15 protein-coding genes are annotated in these 18,515 nt (G+C 35.8%); 11 read left to right on the top strand and 4 right to left on the bottom strand.

All coding sequences use genetic code 11. The annotated features are described in order from the left end of the window. The first annotated feature begins 109 nt into the window (after positions 1–109). The 4 genes from ACTYBU_RS13985 (at position 110) to ilvD (ending at position 5,189) form a co-directional block, all read left to right on the top strand. On the top strand, positions 110–1,372 hold the full coding sequence (locus ACTYBU_RS13985; RefSeq protein WP_445490674.1) for a molybdopterin molybdotransferase MoeA: 1,263 nt from the start codon (positions 110–112) through the stop codon (positions 1,370–1,372). Then, on the top strand, positions 1,369–1,842 hold the full coding sequence (gene mobB / locus ACTYBU_RS13980) for a molybdopterin-guanine dinucleotide biosynthesis protein B (RefSeq protein ID WP_445490673.1): 474 nt from the start codon (positions 1,369–1,371) through the stop codon (positions 1,840–1,842). The genes ACTYBU_RS13985 and mobB overlap by 4 nt, the downstream gene beginning before the upstream one ends. A 202-nt stretch (positions 1,843–2,044) precedes the next feature. Continuing rightward, a complete protein-coding gene (locus ACTYBU_RS13975) occupies positions 2,045–3,178 on the top strand; it encodes an alpha-hydroxy acid oxidase (protein ID WP_445490671.1) in 1,134 nt (377 codons plus the stop codon). Between the two features lie 334 nt (positions 3,179–3,512). After that, a complete protein-coding gene (gene ilvD, locus ACTYBU_RS13970; RefSeq protein ID WP_445490669.1) occupies positions 3,513–5,189 on the top strand; it encodes a dihydroxy-acid dehydratase in 1,677 nt (558 codons plus the stop codon). A 212-nt stretch (positions 5,190–5,401) separates the two neighbouring features. On the opposite strand, the gene ACTYBU_RS13965 is transcribed toward ilvD, so the two are convergent. The 4 genes from ACTYBU_RS13965 to ACTYBU_RS13950 form a co-directional block, all read right to left on the bottom strand. Next, on the bottom strand, positions 5,402–6,418 hold the full coding sequence (locus ACTYBU_RS13965) for an AI-2E family transporter (protein WP_445490667.1): 1,017 nt from the start codon (positions 6,416–6,418) through the stop codon (positions 5,402–5,404). Positions 6,419–6,498: 80 nt separating this feature from the next. Next, positions 6,499–7,725, bottom strand: a complete 1,227-nt coding sequence (locus ACTYBU_RS13960; RefSeq protein WP_445490665.1) for a cation:proton antiporter — start codon at positions 7,723–7,725, stop codon at positions 6,499–6,501. Continuing rightward, positions 7,725–8,231, bottom strand: coding sequence for a cation:proton antiporter regulatory subunit (locus tag ACTYBU_RS13955; RefSeq protein ID WP_445490663.1), 507 nt, complete (start codon positions 8,229–8,231; stop codon positions 7,725–7,727). The genes ACTYBU_RS13960 and ACTYBU_RS13955 overlap by 1 nt, the downstream gene beginning before the upstream one ends. Positions 8,232–8,360: 129 nt before the next feature. After that, positions 8,361–8,918: a tyrosine-type recombinase/integrase gene (locus tag ACTYBU_RS13950; RefSeq protein WP_445490661.1), complete on the bottom strand. Its 558-nt coding sequence runs from the start codon at positions 8,916–8,918 to the stop codon at positions 8,361–8,363. A 330-nt stretch (positions 8,919–9,248) separates the two neighbouring features. Between ACTYBU_RS13950 and ACTYBU_RS13945 the strand changes: the two genes are divergently transcribed. The 7 genes from ACTYBU_RS13945 (at position 9,249) to qoxD (ending at position 18,084) form a co-directional block, all read left to right on the top strand. Then, positions 9,249–9,641, top strand: a complete 393-nt coding sequence (locus tag ACTYBU_RS13945) for a MerR family transcriptional regulator (RefSeq protein WP_445490659.1) — start codon at positions 9,249–9,251, stop codon at positions 9,639–9,641. A gap of 158 nt (positions 9,642–9,799) precedes the next feature. Further along, positions 9,800–11,104, top strand: a complete 1,305-nt coding sequence (locus ACTYBU_RS13940; protein ID WP_445490658.1) for a hemolysin family protein — start codon at positions 9,800–9,802, stop codon at positions 11,102–11,104. Between the two features lie 563 nt (positions 11,105–11,667). Next, entirely contained in the window at positions 11,668–13,749 is a 2,082-nt protein-coding gene (locus ACTYBU_RS13935; RefSeq protein WP_445490656.1) for a PBP1A family penicillin-binding protein, read from the top strand. A gap of 523 nt (positions 13,750–14,272) precedes the next feature. Then, positions 14,273–15,229, top strand: a complete 957-nt coding sequence (qoxA, locus tag ACTYBU_RS13930; protein WP_445490654.1) for a cytochrome aa3 quinol oxidase subunit II — start codon at positions 14,273–14,275, stop codon at positions 15,227–15,229. After that, entirely contained in the window at positions 15,219–17,171 is a 1,953-nt protein-coding gene (gene qoxB, locus ACTYBU_RS13925; protein WP_445490652.1) for a cytochrome aa3 quinol oxidase subunit I, read from the top strand. Before qoxA ends, qoxB begins: the two co-directional genes overlap by 11 nt. Beyond that, the gene (gene qoxC / locus ACTYBU_RS13920; protein ID WP_445490650.1) at positions 17,171–17,767 is read left to right on the top strand and encodes a cytochrome aa3 quinol oxidase subunit III; all 597 of its coding nucleotides are present in this window, start codon (positions 17,171–17,173) and stop codon (positions 17,765–17,767) included. The genes qoxB and qoxC overlap by 1 nt, the downstream gene beginning before the upstream one ends. Positions 17,768–17,781: 14 nt before the next feature. Next, on the top strand, positions 17,782–18,084 hold the full coding sequence (qoxD, locus tag ACTYBU_RS13915; protein WP_445490648.1) for a cytochrome aa3 quinol oxidase subunit IV: 303 nt from the start codon (positions 17,782–17,784) through the stop codon (positions 18,082–18,084). The last annotated feature ends 431 nt before the right edge of the window (positions 18,085–18,515 follow it).

The raw sequence follows: 18,515 nt of genomic DNA, 5'->3' as shown, positions 1-18,515 counted from the left end.
GGGTCTTACTGCCTGTTAAGAGTGGGATAAATCCCAAAAATGGAAAGTATAAAAAGTAAAAGGAAAATTAAATGTTATGTACTGTAAAGAACGCAGGGAGGAAGAGTTGGTGACACATTTTCGTAAACCAATTCCGGTAGAAAAGGCTATTGAAAAGGTCTGGAAATGCCGTCAGCCGGGGATTGTGCAAACCGTAAAACTAAAAAAAGCGATGGGGCACTTTTTAGGTGAAACAATTATCGCTACATCAGATATACCAAGATTTGATAAATCGCCATATGATGGATTTGCCTTGCGGACTGACGATATAAAGGAAGCTGCCTCTGACAAGATAGTAGAACTGGAGGTTGTGGATCATATTGGAGCAGGGATGGTAAGTTTTAAAAAAATTCGACCTTATCAAGCCGTTCGAATTATGACAGGTGCACAAATACCAGAAGGGTGTGATGCTGTTATGATGTTGGAGCTGGTAAAGGAAATAAAGAAAAATGATAAAACGTATATTCAAGTAAAAAGAAACCTAAAAAAAGGGGAAAATATATCTTTTCAAGGAGAAGATATTCAGAAAGGAACAAGATTAGTAGAAAAGGGAGTAAAGATAAATCCTGGAGTACAGTCTCTTTTAGCAACCTTTGGTTATAGTGAAGTGAAGGTTATGCGTCCACCTGTTATCGGAGTATTCGCTACTGGCAATGAATTGCTGGATGTGGATGAACCGCTTGTCTCAGGGAAAATCCGCGACAGTAATAGCTACATGCTTGGTGCTCAGATTGAACGATGCGGGGCTGTGGCTAAATATTATGGGAAAATTCCTGATTCAATCGAAGAGGTCTGTGAAGTCATTAAAAAAGCAATAGATGAGGTGGATGTGGTGATAACATCTGGCGGAGTCTCTGTTGGTGATTTTGATTACATGCCTCAAGTATACGAAAAGCTTCATGCAGAAGTCCTTTGTAATAAGATTGGAATGCGGCCTGGAAGTGTAACAACAATTGCTGAATTAGATGGTAAACTATTGTATGGATTATCAGGAAATCCTTCAGCTTGTTATGTTGGTTTTGAGCTTTATGTACGCCCTATTATCCGTGATATGCTGGGAAGCAAGAAACCATTTGTGAAGAGAGCAAAAGCTATTTTAGCAAGCGATTTTCCAAAAGCGAATCCATTTCCTCGATTTGTCCGAGGTAAACTTCATTTTCAGGATGCTAGAATATATGCAACACCAGTGGGAAGAGATAAATCGAGTGTGATCTACTCTCTAGCTTTTGCAGATTGCTTGCTTGTTTTGCCGGGAGGAACTCGGGGATATCAAAAAGGTATGGAAGTCGATGTGCTATTATTAGAGGATCAAGAAGGCAGTGAGAAGTATTGATTGTTCAATTCGTAGGTTATCAAAATAGCGGAAAAACTACTGCGATGGAGTGGATGATTCGGACATTAACAGAAAAAGGAATTCGAGTAGTTGCTCTAAAGCACCACGGGCATGGAGGGGCACCCAGTTCTTATTTAAAAGATTCTGCAAAGCATCGAAAGGCAGGAGCCATGGCGAGTGTTGTCGAAGGAGATGGTGTTCTTCAATTAGAGATGGCTAAACAGGAATGGAGCTTTGAAAAGATTCAACGATGGCTTTCCTTTTTAGATTATGACCTTCTGTTGGTGGAGGGATATAAACAAGAGAGGTTTCCTAAAGTTGTTTTTTTGCGGTCAGACGAAGAGAAAAAAGAATTTGCATCCCTTACAAATATTCAGTTTATCGTTCCTTATTGTGAAACACTCGATGAAAAACAAGAATATTTACATGAAATTGTACAATGGATAGTGAGAGAAATAGAAATAATATAGAAGATTTTAGCATGTAGGTATAACATAATGAAAAGCTGAAAAAATAGAAAAGCAATCCATTGGAATAGTATAGAGCAAGTCATAGCTAAAAAGCAGCTCGTTTGGAGACGTGCAGAAGCACTTCTGTATAACATCAGAGGTGCTTTTTGTGTCATCATCAAGTAAGATGAATATGCTGATTATTTATTAAGGGGGATATAAGGTGAGTACGCAGTCATTTACAACCATAAATAAAGAAACAAAAGACCTGCCAATTTTTATAGAAGAATGGGAAGAAAAAGCAAAAGAAAAACTGGAAAAAGGCCCGTTTGATTATATAAGAAGCGGCTCTGGAGATGAAGAAACATTAAAGGCAAATCGGAATGTTTTTCAAAAATGGTCTATACTACCGAGAGTTTTAAGGGATGTATCATTAAGTTCTGCAGAAACAACTCTTTTGAATCAAAAGTTGTCATTTCCATTATTGTTGGCACCTGTAGGCTATCAAGGGCTGGCGGATAATGAGGGAGAAAAAGCGGCTGCAAGAGCAGCAGAGCGAGCAGGAATTCCTTATATAGCAAGTACAGTATCCACTTACTCGCTGGAAGAAATAGCGGAAGCTGCTCCAAACGGAAACAATTGGTTTCAATTGTACTGGTCAAGGAATAAAGAAGTATCTGCAAGCATGGTGAAAAGAGCAGAAAAGGCTGGATTTAAAGCGATTGTTGTTACGGTAGATACAGGGTTGTTAGGCTGGAGAAAAAGTGATTATAAAAATGGATTTGTTCCTTTAATGGAGTCGCTGGGTGATGCAAATTACCGGAATGATCCTGCATTTCAAAAAAGTGTACCGGAATGGAGCGACGAAAATATTGTAGCAGCTATACTTAGCAATATTTCACATCCTGATTTAAATTGGGAAGACGTCCTTTTTCTAAGAAAACACACTACATTGCCCATTATTCTAAAAGGTATTCTTCATCCGAAAGATGCAAAAAAAGCAGTGGAGTTAGGGTTTGATGGAATTATCGTTTCCAACCATGGAGGACGCCAGCTTGATGGAGCAATCTCCAGTTTAGATGCGTTGCAGCTTGTTTCAAAAGCAGTAAATAATCAAATACCCATTATGGTAGATGGTGGAATCCGAAATGGGGCTGACATGTTTAAGGCGATTGCCCTTGGAGCAGATGCTGTTGCAATAGGGCGTCCGTTTATATATGGGCTATGTGTTTCGGGTGAACTCGGTGTAACTTCTATTATTGATAATTTGAAAAAAGAATTTGAATTGGCATTAGCGCTTTCTGGAGAAGTATCTGTGCATGAGTTATCTGAAGAGAATCTCTATTCGGATAAGTAGATAATATTATTTTTCTAGTTGCAGTTTATTCTTGAAGAATGAATAAAAAATATACTGATATAATTTTATGATGAGTTGGAATAATACTATATGAAAGTTTCTCTTAATGGATATCAGAATCGAATCCTTACGAAAACAAGTACTTCTGACGTGGTATGTTAGAAAAAGTAACAATTGCAGCAGGGAACATTTTTTAAAGATTAATTATGGGAAATTATTCTCCTAGAGAAAAAAGTGAAAAGATTGTTACCATTTTTAGATTAATAGTGTTACAATATACAAAAGTTTAAATATACTGATTTTTCGTTTTAATTGGAAATTGGAGGGGTAGAAGTTGACTGGATTAAGAAGTGACATGATAAAAAAGGGGTTTGACCGTGCACCGCATCGTAGCTTATTGCGTGCAGCAGGAGTAAAAGAAGAAGACTTTGGCAAACCGTTTATTGCGGTTGTTAACTCATATATCGATATTGTGCCAGGACATGTACATTTACAAGAATTTGGGAAAATTGTAAAAGATGCTATTCGTGAAGCAGGTGGTGTACCGTTTGAAATGAATACAATCGGCGTGGATGACGGGATTGCAATGGGGCATATTGGTATGCGCTATTCATTGCCAAGCCGTGAAATCATTGCTGATTCCATTGAAACAGTTGTATCAGCGCATTGGTTTGATGGAATGGTATGTATTCCGAACTGTGACAAAATCACGCCGGGAATGATGATGGCATCTATGCGCTTAAATATTCCTACTATTTTTGTCAGCGGCGGACCAATGAAAGCCGGTGTAACAAGTGATGGCAAAAAAATCTCGTTATCATCTGTATTTGAAGGGGTTGGTGCATATCAATCCGGAAAAATCGATGAAAAAGGGCTTCAAGAATTAGAACAATTCGGCTGTCCGACTTGCGGATCCTGTTCAGGTATGTTCACTGCCAATTCCATGAACTGTTTGGCGGAGGCACTAGGACTAGCATTGCCAGGAAACGGGACAATCTTAGCTGTTGCTCCAGAGCGTAAAGAATTTGTAAAAAAATCTGCTAAACAGCTGATGAATCTAATTAAAGACGATATTAAACCAAGAGATATTGTAACAGAAAAAGCGCTTGATAATGCTTACGCGTTAGATATGGCATTAGGTGGATCAACAAATACAGTACTTCATACGCTTGCGCTGGCAAATGAAGCAGGCGTTGAATATCCGTTGGAAAGAATTAACGAGGTTGCTGCCAGAGTGCCTCATATTTCTAAATTGGCACCTGCTTCTGACGTGCATATTGAAGATTTGCATGAAGCTGGTGGAGTATCTGCTGCTCTTTATGAATTATCAAAAAAAGAAGGAGCATTGCATCTTGATACATTAACTGTAACTGGAAAAACATTGGGGGAAAATATTGCGGGCTGTGAAGTAAAAGATCGTCATGTTATCCGTTCAATTGATGATCCACATTCAGAAAAAGGCGGATTAGCTGTTTTATTCGGGAATTTGGCTCCAGATGGTGCAATTATTAAAACTGGTGGAGTACAAAAAGGCATTACACGTCATGAAGGTCCTGCTATTGTTTTTGAATCACAAGAAGAAGCATTAGAAGGAATTTCAAAAGGAAGAGTAAAAGAGGGGCATGTCGTAATCATCCGTTATGAAGGACCTAAGGGTGGACCAGGAATGCCGGAAATGTTAGCACCAACTTCTCAAATCGTTGGAATGGGTCTTGGCGCGAAGGTTGCTTTAGTAACAGACGGACGTTTCTCCGGAGCATCAAGAGGATTATCCATTGGCCATGCTTCTCCTGAAGCAGCAGAAGGCGGTCCGCTTGCATTTGTAAAAGACGGCGATCATATTGTAATCGACATTGAAAACCGTACAATGGATGCTATTGTTCCAGAAGAGGAATGGGAACAAAGAAAAGCAGAATGGAAAGGCTTTGAGCCAAAAGTAAAAACAGGCTATTTAGCACGCTATTCTAAGTTAGTAACATCAGCAAGTACTGGTGGAATAATGAAAATTTAAATGATGCATCTGATGAGGCAGTTTCGCTTCTGAACAGCTCTGCAAAACCAAAAGGGTGTATTTTTAGAAATGATTTCTAAAAATACACCCTTTTCTTTTTTCCTATATTAAAACTTTAACAAAGATGGAGGCTAAAATCCCCATCTTCGTTTCCTTGTACCTGAAGGTTTGACAAATGATCATTTGTCAACACTATGAAATAAGTGCTAATGTCACTCTTTTTTAATAGACTCAATGCTTTTTACATGGAGAATGTCAAGAAGAAAAACAAATACTGGGATTCCGATAATCAAGCCCCATACTCCAAAGAAATGTTCCGAAAAAATTAGTACAATAAATGTAAAGAAAACAGGTAAATCTGTTTTAGAAGACATCAACTTAGGATTTAATATATAAGCTTCTAGTGCATGGATAATGCAAACAAAAATAATGATAATCATAACATACATATAGCCGCCGATTGTGTATCCGATGGTTAATAGGGGAACAAGTGAAATGATAACTCCTGCTACAGGAATAAGCCCTAATAAGAATACTAAAATCGATAAACCGAGCAATTGTGGAAAATCAAGAATCCATAAACCAATCGTCGTCAATATACAATTTACCAATGCAATAATAAATTGTGCTTCTAAAACTTTTCCAAAAGTTAATACAAACTTTTTCCCGAAAAATTCTATTTCATTATAAAAGGCAGCTATCTTGCTTCGTTTAAAGTTTTCTTTATATTTGATTAAACGAGGCTTCTCTAATAAAAAGAAGAAGCTTAAAATAATTGCCAGCAAAAACTGTATTCCAAGTGTGCTGATATCTGTGAAGTATTTAACGACAAACCCTATGCCTTGTTCAAAATAGCTGTTGATATCTCTTTGTTTAATGACGTCAACAATATAATTAAGAACAGCATTATCATGAGGTCTTGTATAAAAATCGACAAGCTGTCTAATTAATGACGTAATTTCTTCTATTAACATTGGTAAATATTTCACGAAGCTATAGGATAATAAACCAACAATAGCTAAGTAAAGCACGCTTACTATCACGTTTCTTTTTATAGAAATCTGTTTCGAAATAATTTTTTCTAAACGATCCATTAAAAAGGATAGTATAAAGGTGAAAAGCATTAAGTTAATCATGCTTCTTAATACATAAATGCCTAAAATGATTAATGCAAAGATGGCGACGCGTTTTAAACTTTTACTCGCCATTATTTTATTTACTAGTTCCACATCATGTTCCCCTTATCCTTAAATGTTTATCTTCCCCTTTTATTTTACCTTAAAATCATACTTAAATAACTAAAAAAGAATTAGGAAGCATCATTTGCTGTTTTTTTTGCCGGTTTAGGCTTTTTCCATTTAAAGAATTTATTAAGAAAATAGAATATTTTTGAAGACTGTTTTGTTAATAAAGGGCCTAAAATGGCAAGAATAAGCACATATAATGCGGAAAAAGGCTTTAACATCGGCAACAATCCACCGGCAATGCCTAAGTTTGCCACAATAATCGAAAATTCTCCTCGTGAAACAATGGTAAGTCCTATATTAGATGAGGCTTTATGAGATAATCCGGATTTCCGCCCGGCTATCATCCCAGCAATAAAATTTCCAAGAATAGTGATAATAACCGCTCCTAATGTAAACCAAATAGCTCCACCAAGCTCAAAAGGATCGATGGTTAAACCAAAGCTGAAAAAGAAAATAGCGCCAAAGAAATCGCGGAATGGAACAACCATTTGCTCAATACGATGACTATGTTCTGTTTCTGAAAATACAAGTCCTAATAAAAGTGCACCAATTGCTTCAGCAACATGAATAGTCTCAGAAAATCCTGAAATGAAAAATAAGGAAGCGAATACAACAATTATAAAGATTTCATTGGAAGTAATGTCTAGCAGTTTGTTTAATAAAGGAGTTGCCTTTCTTGCGATGATAAAAAATAGCAGCATATATCCCATCGCTGTGCCGATGCTTAATAGCGTCCCGGTTAATGAAGTAGAATCCCCTAATACAAGTCCAGAAATGACAGATAAATATACAGCGAGGAAAATATCTTCGAACATAATGATGCCGAGAATTAATTCTGTTTCTGCATTTCCTGTTCGTCTTAGATCGACGAGTACCTTAGCAACGATTGCACTGGAGGAAATAGTGATGATTCCAGCAATAATAAGGACTTCTATTGTTTTAAAGCCATTTAAAAATCCGTATAAAAGACCCAATGAGAAATTAATTAGTATATAAATGGTTCCTCCTGTTACAATGGAACGTCCTGATTTAATTAATTTTCCAACAGAGAATTCAAGTCCTAGGTAAAATAAAAGGAAGAGTACTCCGATGCGGCCCATAAAATTGATAATTTCTGCGCTCTCAATAAAACGAAGGTCAATAATGCCAAAGTGAGGTGCGTGTGGTCCAACCATCATTCCAACAATAATTAAAAATGGAATGATGGAAAACTTCAACTTACCCGCGAGGATAGCAGCAAATGCTACAAGAAGAAGAGCGGTTCCAACTTCAAATACTAAATGATCCATTAAGTCTCACCTCCAGCGTTTCTTGAAAGTAGTTCTAAAATAAGCTTTTTAAGTGAATGCCTTTCCCCGGAAAAAACTAATGTATCACCAGCTTCAATGAAAGTTTCTGGGCCTGGACTTAACATTTTATCCGCATTTTTTTTCATGATGGCAATAACATTTACATCATATTTATTGCGAATATCTGCTTCTCCGATTGTTTGATTAACAGCCTTGGAGCCTGCTTCCACTTTATACCATTCGATAATTAAGTCATTAAATGCGACTTCGATTGTTTCCAATGCTTTTGGCTTATATGCCATGCCGCCTAAAATTCCAGCAATTTGTCTTGATTCCAGATCGTTGAATGTAACGCTGGAGATGCTTTCTTCATGATCATCGTCATCAAAGTGATATACTTCCCTTCTTCCATCATCATGGATAACGATTACTACTTTATCGTTGTTTTTTGTAATTAATTCGTACTTCTTTCCAATTCCAGGTAATTCAGTTTCTCTAATATTCATTCTTATTTCCTCCTAAAAGTAACTTGGTTTCTAATTGACAAAAATCGAGGCAGTTGTCCGAAAACATTTAAGAAAAAAACGTGTTTCTTATTCAATCGTAAGGCAATAAGCAAGGCGCTTTCGCTTTTCTTATAAATTAACATCAATGCGGGGAGTGGAATGTTCCTCTTTTGTTATTCCTAAAAACTTGAATGTTTCTTGTTTGGTGGAATGATTAAAATGCTTTTGAAGCAAAGAGATAGCAACGCCCCGTTTATAAGCATGATATCCAAACGTTTTGCGCATTGAATGAGTGCCGATTTTTGCATTCAGTCCAATAGCTTCTGCTGCTTGATGGATAATACGATAAGCTTGTTGTCTACTCAGATGTTGATCTGCTTTTTTTGACTGGAACAAATAGCTGTCTGGCAGTATGGAAGTGCTTTGCACATAAGAAAGAATTGCTTTTTTAACTTTTTGGTTAAGATAAATGTCTTTTGTGCATTCTTCTTTTTGTACTATATAAAAATCTTTTATTGTTTCATCGCTAAAAAGATCTTTAACACGGATATCCAGTAACTCTGTAATGGTTAAACCGGTATTAATCCCTAAAACAAATAAAAGATAATCTCTTTCGGAATTTTTTCTTAAATATCGCTTCATGCTGTTGATTTGTTTAAGATCTTTAATTGCTTCCACAACTTCCATTTTTGGATATCCACCTTCCTATGTTACTCATTACTGATTATAACTAATAATGAGTAACATAATTCAATTATAAAGAAAGAAAGTGCCAACGTCAATTGATATGATGTAAGGGTTTGCTAAACATGGTTTTTCATTCATGTAAAAAAATTATTTTTTACATATAAAAGGCTTAAATTCTGTAAAAAAGGGAAATGGGGTTTATAAGTAAAAAGTAAGTTATGGCAGAGTAAAATAGAAGGAAAAGTTTTTTTCTTGAACATTTTTAAGAAAAGCCCTTATAATTAAATGGTAAAACTATAACGTTGCGGTTAGGGGTGGAACCATGGGGATGTGAAATTAAAGATTGGGGAATTAGCAAAAATAACAGAAGTAACAAAGCGAACCATTGATTATTATACAACCCTTGGTCTTCTGCAGCCTGAACGTTCTACCACAAATTATCGATATTATGATGAGAATGCGATAAATCGCATTAAGTATATAGAAGAATGTAAAAAGAAAAAACTTTCCTTAGTGGAAATTAAGGAACGCTTGAATAATGAAAAAGTGGAAATGGTTGATATAGAATATTTAAAGAAGACACTAGACAGCATAGATAAAGAAATCAAGGGAATACTTACTTCTTTTCAGGGACAGGATCATCATAAAAAGAAGGAAGTTAGAAATACTATATCACATGAGAGTATTTCATTAATTCAAACTTTGTTGCTTCTATTAAGTTGAATTTTATTAAAAGAAAAAAGGATAAAATTTTTAATCGGAGAATATGTCTAGCTTAAGCGCTTATTGTCTATCATACATCACAGTACGAATTCCGATGACTAAGGCGCTTTTCGCTTTTCTTATTAATCAGGAGGTGTAAGCCTTTTTTAGGCTGTTTATTGGAGATTTTTAATTTAATTTTATTTGCCATTTTAATAGCATTAACAGGTTTTTTCGTTGCAACAGAGTTTGCGATTGTAAAGGTCAGAAGTTCCAGGATTGATCAATTAGTTGCTGAAGGACAAAAAGGTGCATTAGCTGCTAAAAAAGTGACAACCCATTTAGATGAATATTTATCAGCTTGTCAATTAGGAATAACAGTGACTGCGTTAGGATTAGGTTGGATAGGAGAACCAACTGTAGTTTCATTATTAGAACCAATATTTAACAGATTGGATTTATCAGAATCTGTTGTGCATATCATCTCCTTTATTATCTCGTTTATAGCAGTTACCTTTATTCATGTAGTGGTCGGTGAATTAGCGCCTAAAACGGTAGCGATCCAAAAAGCAGAATCCATATCATTGTTGTTTTCTCCGCCAATTATTTGGTTTTATCGCATTCTGTATCCATTTATATGGCTTTTAAATGGTTCTGCAAGAGTGCTGACAGGATTATTTGGGTTAAAGCCTGCTTCAGAGCATGAGTTGGCTCACTCAGAGGAAGAACTGCGTATTTTAATGTCTGAGAGTTATAAAAGCGGGGAAATAAACAAGAACGAATTAAACTATGTAAATAATATATTTGAATTTGATGAAAGAATAGCGAAGGAAATTATGGTGCCGCGCACCGAAATGATAACCATTAATATTGATCATACTTTTGATGAAATAATGGATATTCTGGAAGAAGAAAATTATACTCGATATCCTGTAGTTAATGGTGATAAAGATAGTGTATTAGGTTTAATTAATATCAGAGAGTTTTTAACAGCGAGAATTCAAAATAAGGAAAAACTTCAAATTGAAGAATATATGAAGCCGATTATTCGTGTAATTGAAACAGTTCCTATTCGTGAGCTGCTTATTAAAATGCAAAAGGAAAGGACCCATATGGCCATTTTGCTTGATGAGTACGGTGGAACTTCAGGTATAGTAACTGCAGAAGATATACTAGAAGAAATAGTGGGCGATATTCGCGATGAGTTTGATGAAGATGAAGTAGCTGATATTCGCAAACTGGATGAAGATCATTATATTGTAAGTGGAAAAGTATTAATCAGCGAGGTTAATGATCTTCTTGGCACACATTTATCGGAAGAAGAAGTAGATACTATCGGCGGGTGGTTTTTAACTAATAATTTTGATGCGGTTGAAGGGGAAGAGATAGAAGAAGAAGGCTATCACTTTATACTAAAAAGCATTGAAGAGCATCATATCCATTTTATAGAAATAATAAAATCCACAACGATTGAAGATGATTAAAACGCAAGGGAGAAGGAGATCCAATAAGGATGTCCTTCTTAATTATAAGTTGCTAGTAAATATTACCATCATTATAGAAAAAGCTGCCTTTAAGAAATCTTGGCAGCTTTTTCTTATGCAGTTAAATACTGTTCTAGTGAGATGTTCTAGAGCTTGTCCTTGTTTTATTTTGTTTATATTTATTCCATCCTTTTTTTACAATCGGATAAATGATAGGCGCCCATTTGATTACTCTTTGAATAAATTTTTTCATACAGTACACTTCCCTTTCTGGTTTTTCTTCTTATTCCCATTTGAGGTCCATGCTAAACAGATAATGAAGTGGAGTAGCAGGAACAGAATTCTTCATTGTAAATACTTTTTCCCTGAACAGACGAGATGGAAAGAAGAAAGGGGAAAAATACCATTTGACTTCTCGATGGAAAGTATATTGATTCTTGTAATTAGCGATGAAAGAGCATATAGTTTTTTATAGAATGTGTCACATATTAAAGCAGAAGGCCTTTAATGCCGCCAAATAAAAATAATTATTATTGAGTAAAAAGTAAAGGATAGGTAATTGAATGGAGAAAATAAAACCCTATTTAGAGAAAGTTCGTCGTTTTTGGAAAAGAAGACATGTTACTCAAATTATCCTTCTAGCAATTTTGTTAGTTGTCCTACTTTCTATTTTATATTTTACGTATTTAGCGAGTCAGGCTAATGTTAGCACACTAAAAGCCGGTTTAAGCCAAGCCACTGTTATTTATGACAAGGATGGAGATGTGGCTTCAAAGATAAAAACAGACCGTACAGAGGGAATAACATTAAAAGAAATTCCAAAATATGTTCCAGAAGCGGTAGTCGCAATAGAGGATGAAAGATTTTATAAACATAATGGATTTGATATTAAGGGAATTGGCCGTGCCTTTTTCAGTAATCTACTGGCTGGAAGAATTACCGGCGGGGGAAGCACCATTACACAGCAATTAACCAAAAATGCCCTTCTTTCTCCTGAACAAACCTATAAACGAAAAGCAGAAGAACTATTTTTGGCAGTAGAGATTGAAAAGCATTATAAGAAAGATGAGATACTGCAAATGTATTTAAATCATGTTTATTTTGGCAGCGGTGCTTGGGGAATTAGTTCTGCTTCCCATAAATATTTTGATAAAAACATTGCAGATGTTTCCATCAGTGAAGCTGCAATGCTTGCAGGATTACTGCAAGCTCCGTCTGCTTTAGATCCGTACAAAAACTATGACGGAGCAATCAAAAGAAGAAATATCGTTTTAAGTAAAATGAAAGAACAAAAAAAGATTACAAATGAAGAGTACAAGAAAGCAAAAGCAGAAAAAATAACCTTGAAAGATGGCGGAGGAACATTTATTAAGAGAGATTATCCTTATTATGTGGATGCAGTTATAGATGAAGCCATTTCTAAATATGGTTTAACACAGGATGAGCTTTTAAAGAGAGGATATAAAATTTATACCGAAATGGACCAAAACCTGCAATCAACCCTTGAAAAAACATTTGCCAGTAATTCATTATTTCCATCCAGTCCGGACAGCACATTAGTTCAAGGAGGCGCGGTATTATTAGATCCAGAAACAGGTGGTGTGAGAGGAATGGTTGGGGGAAGAGGCCAACAAGTTTTCCGAGGATTTAACAGAGCAACACAAATACAAGCGCAGCCAGGATCTACAATGAAGCCGTTAGCCGTCTATACACCTGCATTAGAAGAAGGATATAAAGTTACATCTACTTTGCAGGACAAACCCTTCAAAAAAGGGGATTATGAGCCTCAAAACTTTACGAAGACATATAAAGGAGAAGTTCCTATGTATGAAGCGCTGGAGCAGTCTTTGAATGTACCAGCAGTGTGGCTGCTGAATAAAATAGGGTTGGATAAAGGGTTGGATTCTTTAAAGCGTTTTGGCATTCCTTTAGATAAAGAGGATGAATATTTAGGGATAGCCCTAGGGGGAATGCATAAGGGTGTTTCTCCGCTCGAAATGGCAGAAGCATATTCAGCCTTTCCGAATGAAGGGGTGCGAATGGAAAGTCATTTAATTACAAAAATTGTCGGTCCAACAGGCAATATAATTGTTGAAAACAAAACAAAATCTATGAAGGTCACATCTAAAGCAGTAGCTAATGATATGACATCGATGCTACTAGATGTGATCAAATCAGGAACGGGTCAAGGCGCAAAAGTAACAGGTTTTCAAATTGCTGGAAAAACTGGGTCTACACAATTGCCTTTTGCCAATACTTCAGGAACAAAGGATCAGTGGTTTGTAGGGTATACGCCTAATTTAGTTGGAGCTATGTGGTTGGGATATGATAAAACAGACAGGCAGCATTACTTGCAAAGTAAAAGCTCTGGTGATGTAGTTCCTATTTTTAAGGCAATAATGAATCAGGCTGTTCAATATGTAGAACCTGAAAACTTTGATGTATTGCCAGTCAGTGAACAATTGAAAAGTGGTGCAGAAAAGAAAAAGTATATAGAAGATACAAAAAAAGCTTTAAAGGATAAAGCAGAAGAAATGAAAGTAACAATAGAGGAAAACTCTTCTAAATGGGATAAGGTAGTAGAAAAAATGAAAAAAGATGCAAAAAAAGCACGTGAAAAAGTAAAAAATATAATCGGGAATTAAATAAAGAAATGGAAATGTCCTTAATCTCTAGATAAAAGGTGGTGGGACATTTCTTTTTTTGCGGTTTATTTTAAAAAGGTGTGATAAAAGTAACAGCAATATTTAATTAGTATATTGATTTAATTATAGAAAAAGAAACTATTTTGTTAGAGAAAGAGGATTACTCTCTTAAAAGAGGGGAAAACACTTGTTTAATGAATAGATAATTGTTTGTATAACAGTGTGTTTCTGATAAAAAAATTGAAGATGTTTTGTTTAGGAAAATAGCATTTCCAAGACACATCTGCTATAATAATTTAGTTGACACTAGAGCATCCAGGTTATGAGAGTGTGAGATTACTAAAAAAATTGGTAATTTTATCCTTACTAATTTTGTCACATTTACATATTTGCAGATGTGTTATTATCATACAAGTAGTAATAATAGCTATTTTACCTTATGAAAGTGAATGTTTCATGGCTAGTTTTTGAACATTCTGTGAATATATTAACATTTAACATGAACTGGGAGGAGTTGTACAAAATGAAGGCGAAGAAGGGCTTTTTATTATCGCTCTTAAGCATCGTTCCTATCCTTATTTTAAGCGGGTGCGAGTCAAACATGGTTGTATTTGATCCGCAAGGACCTGTTGCTAAAAGCATTATGGACTTAATTAACTGGTCCCTAGTATTAATGGCAATCGTCGTTATTGTTGTATTTGGGTTATTTGGTTATATCGTTTGGAAATATCGTGAAAGACCAGAGAATAAAGATTATGAACCACCAGAAGAGCATGGTAGCACCTTGCTTGAAATTATCTGGACGGTTATACCTTTTATCATTATTATTGCTTTAACAATTCCTACGGTAAAAACAATTTATGCTTTAGAAGATATTCCGAAAGATTATAAAGATAAAGATCCAGTTGTTATAAACGTTACTTCCGCAGACTGGAAATGGATTTTCAGTTATCCAAAAGAAGGCATTGAAACAGTTAACTATGTAAATATTCCTGCTGGTGTGCCAGTAGAATTTAAATTAACTTCTGCTGGCACAATGCAGTCATTTTGGATTCCGGCACTAGCTGGCCAAAAGTATACAATGTATGGTGCAGAAACAGAGCTATATGTTGTAGCAAGCAACACTGGTTCTTATTTAGGGCAAAATACAAGCTTTAATGGACAATACTATGCTGAAATGCAGTTTGATGTGGAAGCGAAAACCCCAGAAGATTACGATAAATGGGTGCAAGACGTTAAAGATACTGCTCCAAAATTGACAGAAGATAAATACAAGGAATTATTAAAACCAACTCATCTGGGTCGCATGACATTCAATAATACTCATTTAAAATGGATTGATCACGGAAAAGGCGGCGACTCTAATTACTATTTGAATCCTGAATTGTATAAAGTTCATGGTTATCAAGGAAAAACTTTTTATGATGAAAAAGGAACAGATAGCAAAGAATCTGACGGAGGTGAACATCATGGACATTAAATGGAGTGATATTGTTATTACCGGAGATCCATTGATTCTTTCCGCTCAAATTGGCATTATTTTAACAATGGTTGGTGCTGTTGTTGGTATCACCTTTTTGAAAAAGTGGAAATATCTATGGGATGAATGGATTACAACGGTTGATCATAAGCGTATTGGTATTATGTATATTATCGTGGCAGTGTTGATGTTCTTCCGTGGTGGAATCGACGGTTTAATGATGAAAGCACAAACAGCTGTGCCGGATATGAAATTTTTAAATGCACAGCATTACAATGAAGTATTTACAACACATGGTGTAATCATGATTCTTTTTATGGCAATGCCTGCACTAATCGGATTAATGAACGTAGTTGTTCCTTTGCAAATTGGTGCAAGAGATGTAGCATTTCCACAGCTGAATGCACTTAGCTTTTGGTTAACATTCAGTGGTGCGATGTTATTTAATATCTCTTTCGTAATTGGAGGTTCACCTGATGCTGGATGGACATCTTATTTCCCGTTGGCAGGTAAGGAATTTACGCCTGGAATAGGAAATAACTTCTATGCCATCTCCCTGCAGATTGCTGGTATTGGTACATTAATGACTGGTATTAATTTTATTGTTACCATCTTAAAAATGCGTACAAAAGGCATGACATTATTGAGAATGCCAATGTTTACTTGGACAGCATTAATCACAAATATTATTATCGTTTTTGCATTCCCTATTCTTACGGTTGCATTAGCATTAATGACATTTGACCGTTTGTTTGGAACACATTTCTTTACCATTTCTGGTGGGGGAAATGCGATGCTATGGAATAACTTATTCTGGTTATGGGGACATCCAGAGGTTTACATTGTAGTATTGCCTGCTTTCGGTATGTTTTCAGAGATTATTTCCACATTCTCCAGAAAACAGTTATATGGCTATAAATCTATGATTGTTTCGATTGTTGGTATTGCAATTTTAAGTTTTGTTGTTTGGGTTCACCATTTCTATACAATGGGTTCAGGTCCAGTTGTTAACTCTGTGTTCTCTATTACAACGATGTTAATTGCCGTACCTACAGGTGTGAAAATATTTAACTGGCTATTTACCATGAGAAAAGGGCGCATTCAATTCACAACAGCAATGTTATGGTCACTTGCCTTTATACCGACTTTTACTATTGGTGGGGTAACTGGGGTTATGCTTGCAATGGCTGCAGCTGATTATCAATATCACAATACCCTATTCTTAGTAGCGCATTTCCATTATGTGTTAATTCCTGGTGTTGTATATGCTGTATTTGCTGGATTCTATTACTGGTGGCCAAAAATGTTCGGTTATGCCTTAAATGAACGTTTAGGAAAATGGCATTTCTGGTTATTTAATATCGGTTTTAACGTAACATTTATGCCTATGTTCTTCTTAGGACTAAAAGGAGCAGTAAGACGTTCTTATACATTCTCAGCTGAATCTGGATTTGCTCCATTATTTTTATTATCAGCAATTGGTTCACTTATTTTAGCAGCAGGTTTCGCTGTTTTATGCTATAACATTTATTACAGTGCTCGCAAAGCAGACAGAAATATTTCGACAGATCCGTGGAATGCAAGAACATTAGAATGGCATACAGCTTCGCCTGTTCAATTCTATAACTTTGCACAGCTTCCTGAAGTAAAATCATTAGATGCATTCTGGTATATGAAAAAGAATAAACAAGATTTAGTCTTAAAAGAAGAAGAACTGAAAGAGATCCATATGCCAAGCAATTCAGGCCTTCCATTCTTTATGTGTGTAGTATTTGGTCTAGTTGGATTTTTTATGATATTTGAAGTCCATATACTTGCTGCAATAGCTAGTATTGGTATTTTTGTAGGATTAATACTTCGTTCCTTTGATTATGATGATGGTTATCATGTAAAACTTGATGAAATCAAGAAAACGGAACGTGCATGGAGAGGTGAGAAATAATGGCTAAAGTAGATACATCTTTACCGTTGGAATACCAAACGGAACAAAACCGTTTGAATATTCTAGGTTTCTGGATCTTCCTAGGTGCTGAAGTCGTTTTATTTGCATCCTTGTTTGCAGCCCATGGATCATTGGCAACAAAATTTGCTGGAGGTCCAACTCCTGAAGAATTGTTTAAATTAAAGGATGTTATGATTGAAACATTACTTTTATTAACAAGTAGTTTCACTTGCGGTATTGCTATTTGGGAGATGCGCCGTCGTAATCTAAAAGGATTAATCGCATGGTTGGTTATCACTTTATTATTAGGTGCAGGTTTCGTTTTCTTTGAAGTGAATGAATTTATTCATTATGTACATGAAGGTGCAACAATGCAAACAAGTGCTTTCCTGTCTAGCTTCTTTGTCCTGCTTGGTACGCATGGATTGCACGTTTCCATGGGGATTGGTTGGGCAACACTAATAATCATTCAACTATTAAGACACGGGCTAACACCTACAACTGCTCGTAAAACATTCATTATAAGTTTATATTGGCACTTTTTAGACGTAGTGTGGATTTTTATTTTCACATTCGTTTATTTAGCAAGAATGTAAGGGTGGTGTAATAAATGGCGAAAAATCATGAAAATGAAAAATTTCCAATTGGGCATATTGCAGGGTTTATCGTTTCATTGCTTCTAACCTTTGCAGCAGTGGGAGCTAAGTTTACAGATTTACCATTTTATACGGTTATGTATATTATTGGCGCACTAGCAGTAATTCAAGCGCTTCTCCAACTGTTTATGTTTATGCATTTAACAGAAGGAGAAGGTAAAGTACAAGTGATTAATATTGTCTACGCATTCTTTTGTGCCATTGTTGTAGCAGCAGGTACAATATGGGTAATGACATCTGGACATGTGCACTACTAATATACAAATGAACTAAATTAGTAATAGAAAAGTCTAATCTTAATCTGCCTTAAGGATAGCTAAATTAGCTACCACGGGCGGTTCGGATTAGACTTTTTTGTTGTTTAGGAAATAATAAACGAAATAGAGTTGTGGATAACTAAGCAGTATGGTCTGCGTCCAGCTCCGACGTACAGGATGTACTAGTGCCGATGTTGCAACAGGCTCGCAGGATGCGGGTCAATCGACGTTGCAACAGGACGTTGCGTATTAAGTCGATTTTCCTCTTTTGCGTAGTTAATCGGCCAGTTTGTTCGGCGATGAACAAGGCGCTTGCGCTTTTGTTCTTGGAATCAATTATTAGCTCCATGGCATAATTCTGATGAAAAAGATAAAGTGAAAAAGTGATTAGTAATATATATTGCAATTTTATAATAAAGCATACAAAATAA

Source organism: Niallia sp. 03133, from assembly GCF_052663225.1.
The sequence above is the reverse complement of the archived record's forward strand: the minus strand, read 5'-3'. Positions and strand labels throughout refer to the sequence as shown.

What these genes read in the sequence shown, in the direction of transcription:
- ACTYBU_RS13960 (WP_445490665.1), bottom strand. Translation starts at nt 7,725, where the DNA reads ATGGATCATTTAGTATTTGAAGTTGGAACCGCTCTTCTTCTTGTAGCA.
- ACTYBU_RS13955 (WP_445490663.1), bottom strand. Translation starts at nt 8,231, where the DNA reads ATGAATATTAGAGAAACTGAATTACCTGGAATTGGAAAGAAGTACGAA.
- ACTYBU_RS13950 (WP_445490661.1), bottom strand. Translation starts at nt 8,918, where the DNA reads ATGGAAGTTGTGGAAGCAATTAAAGATCTTAAACAAATCAACAGCATG.
- ACTYBU_RS13935 (WP_445490656.1), top strand. Translation starts at nt 11,668, where the DNA reads ATGGAGAAAATAAAACCCTATTTAGAGAAAGTTCGTCGTTTTTGGAAA.
- qoxA (WP_445490654.1), top strand. Translation starts at nt 14,273, where the DNA reads ATGAAGGCGAAGAAGGGCTTTTTATTATCGCTCTTAAGCATCGTTCCT.
- qoxB (WP_445490652.1), top strand. Translation starts at nt 15,219, where the DNA reads ATGGACATTAAATGGAGTGATATTGTTATTACCGGAGATCCATTGATT.
- qoxC (WP_445490650.1), top strand. Translation starts at nt 17,171, where the DNA reads ATGGCTAAAGTAGATACATCTTTACCGTTGGAATACCAAACGGAACAA.
- qoxD (WP_445490648.1), top strand. Translation starts at nt 17,782, where the DNA reads ATGGCGAAAAATCATGAAAATGAAAAATTTCCAATTGGGCATATTGCA.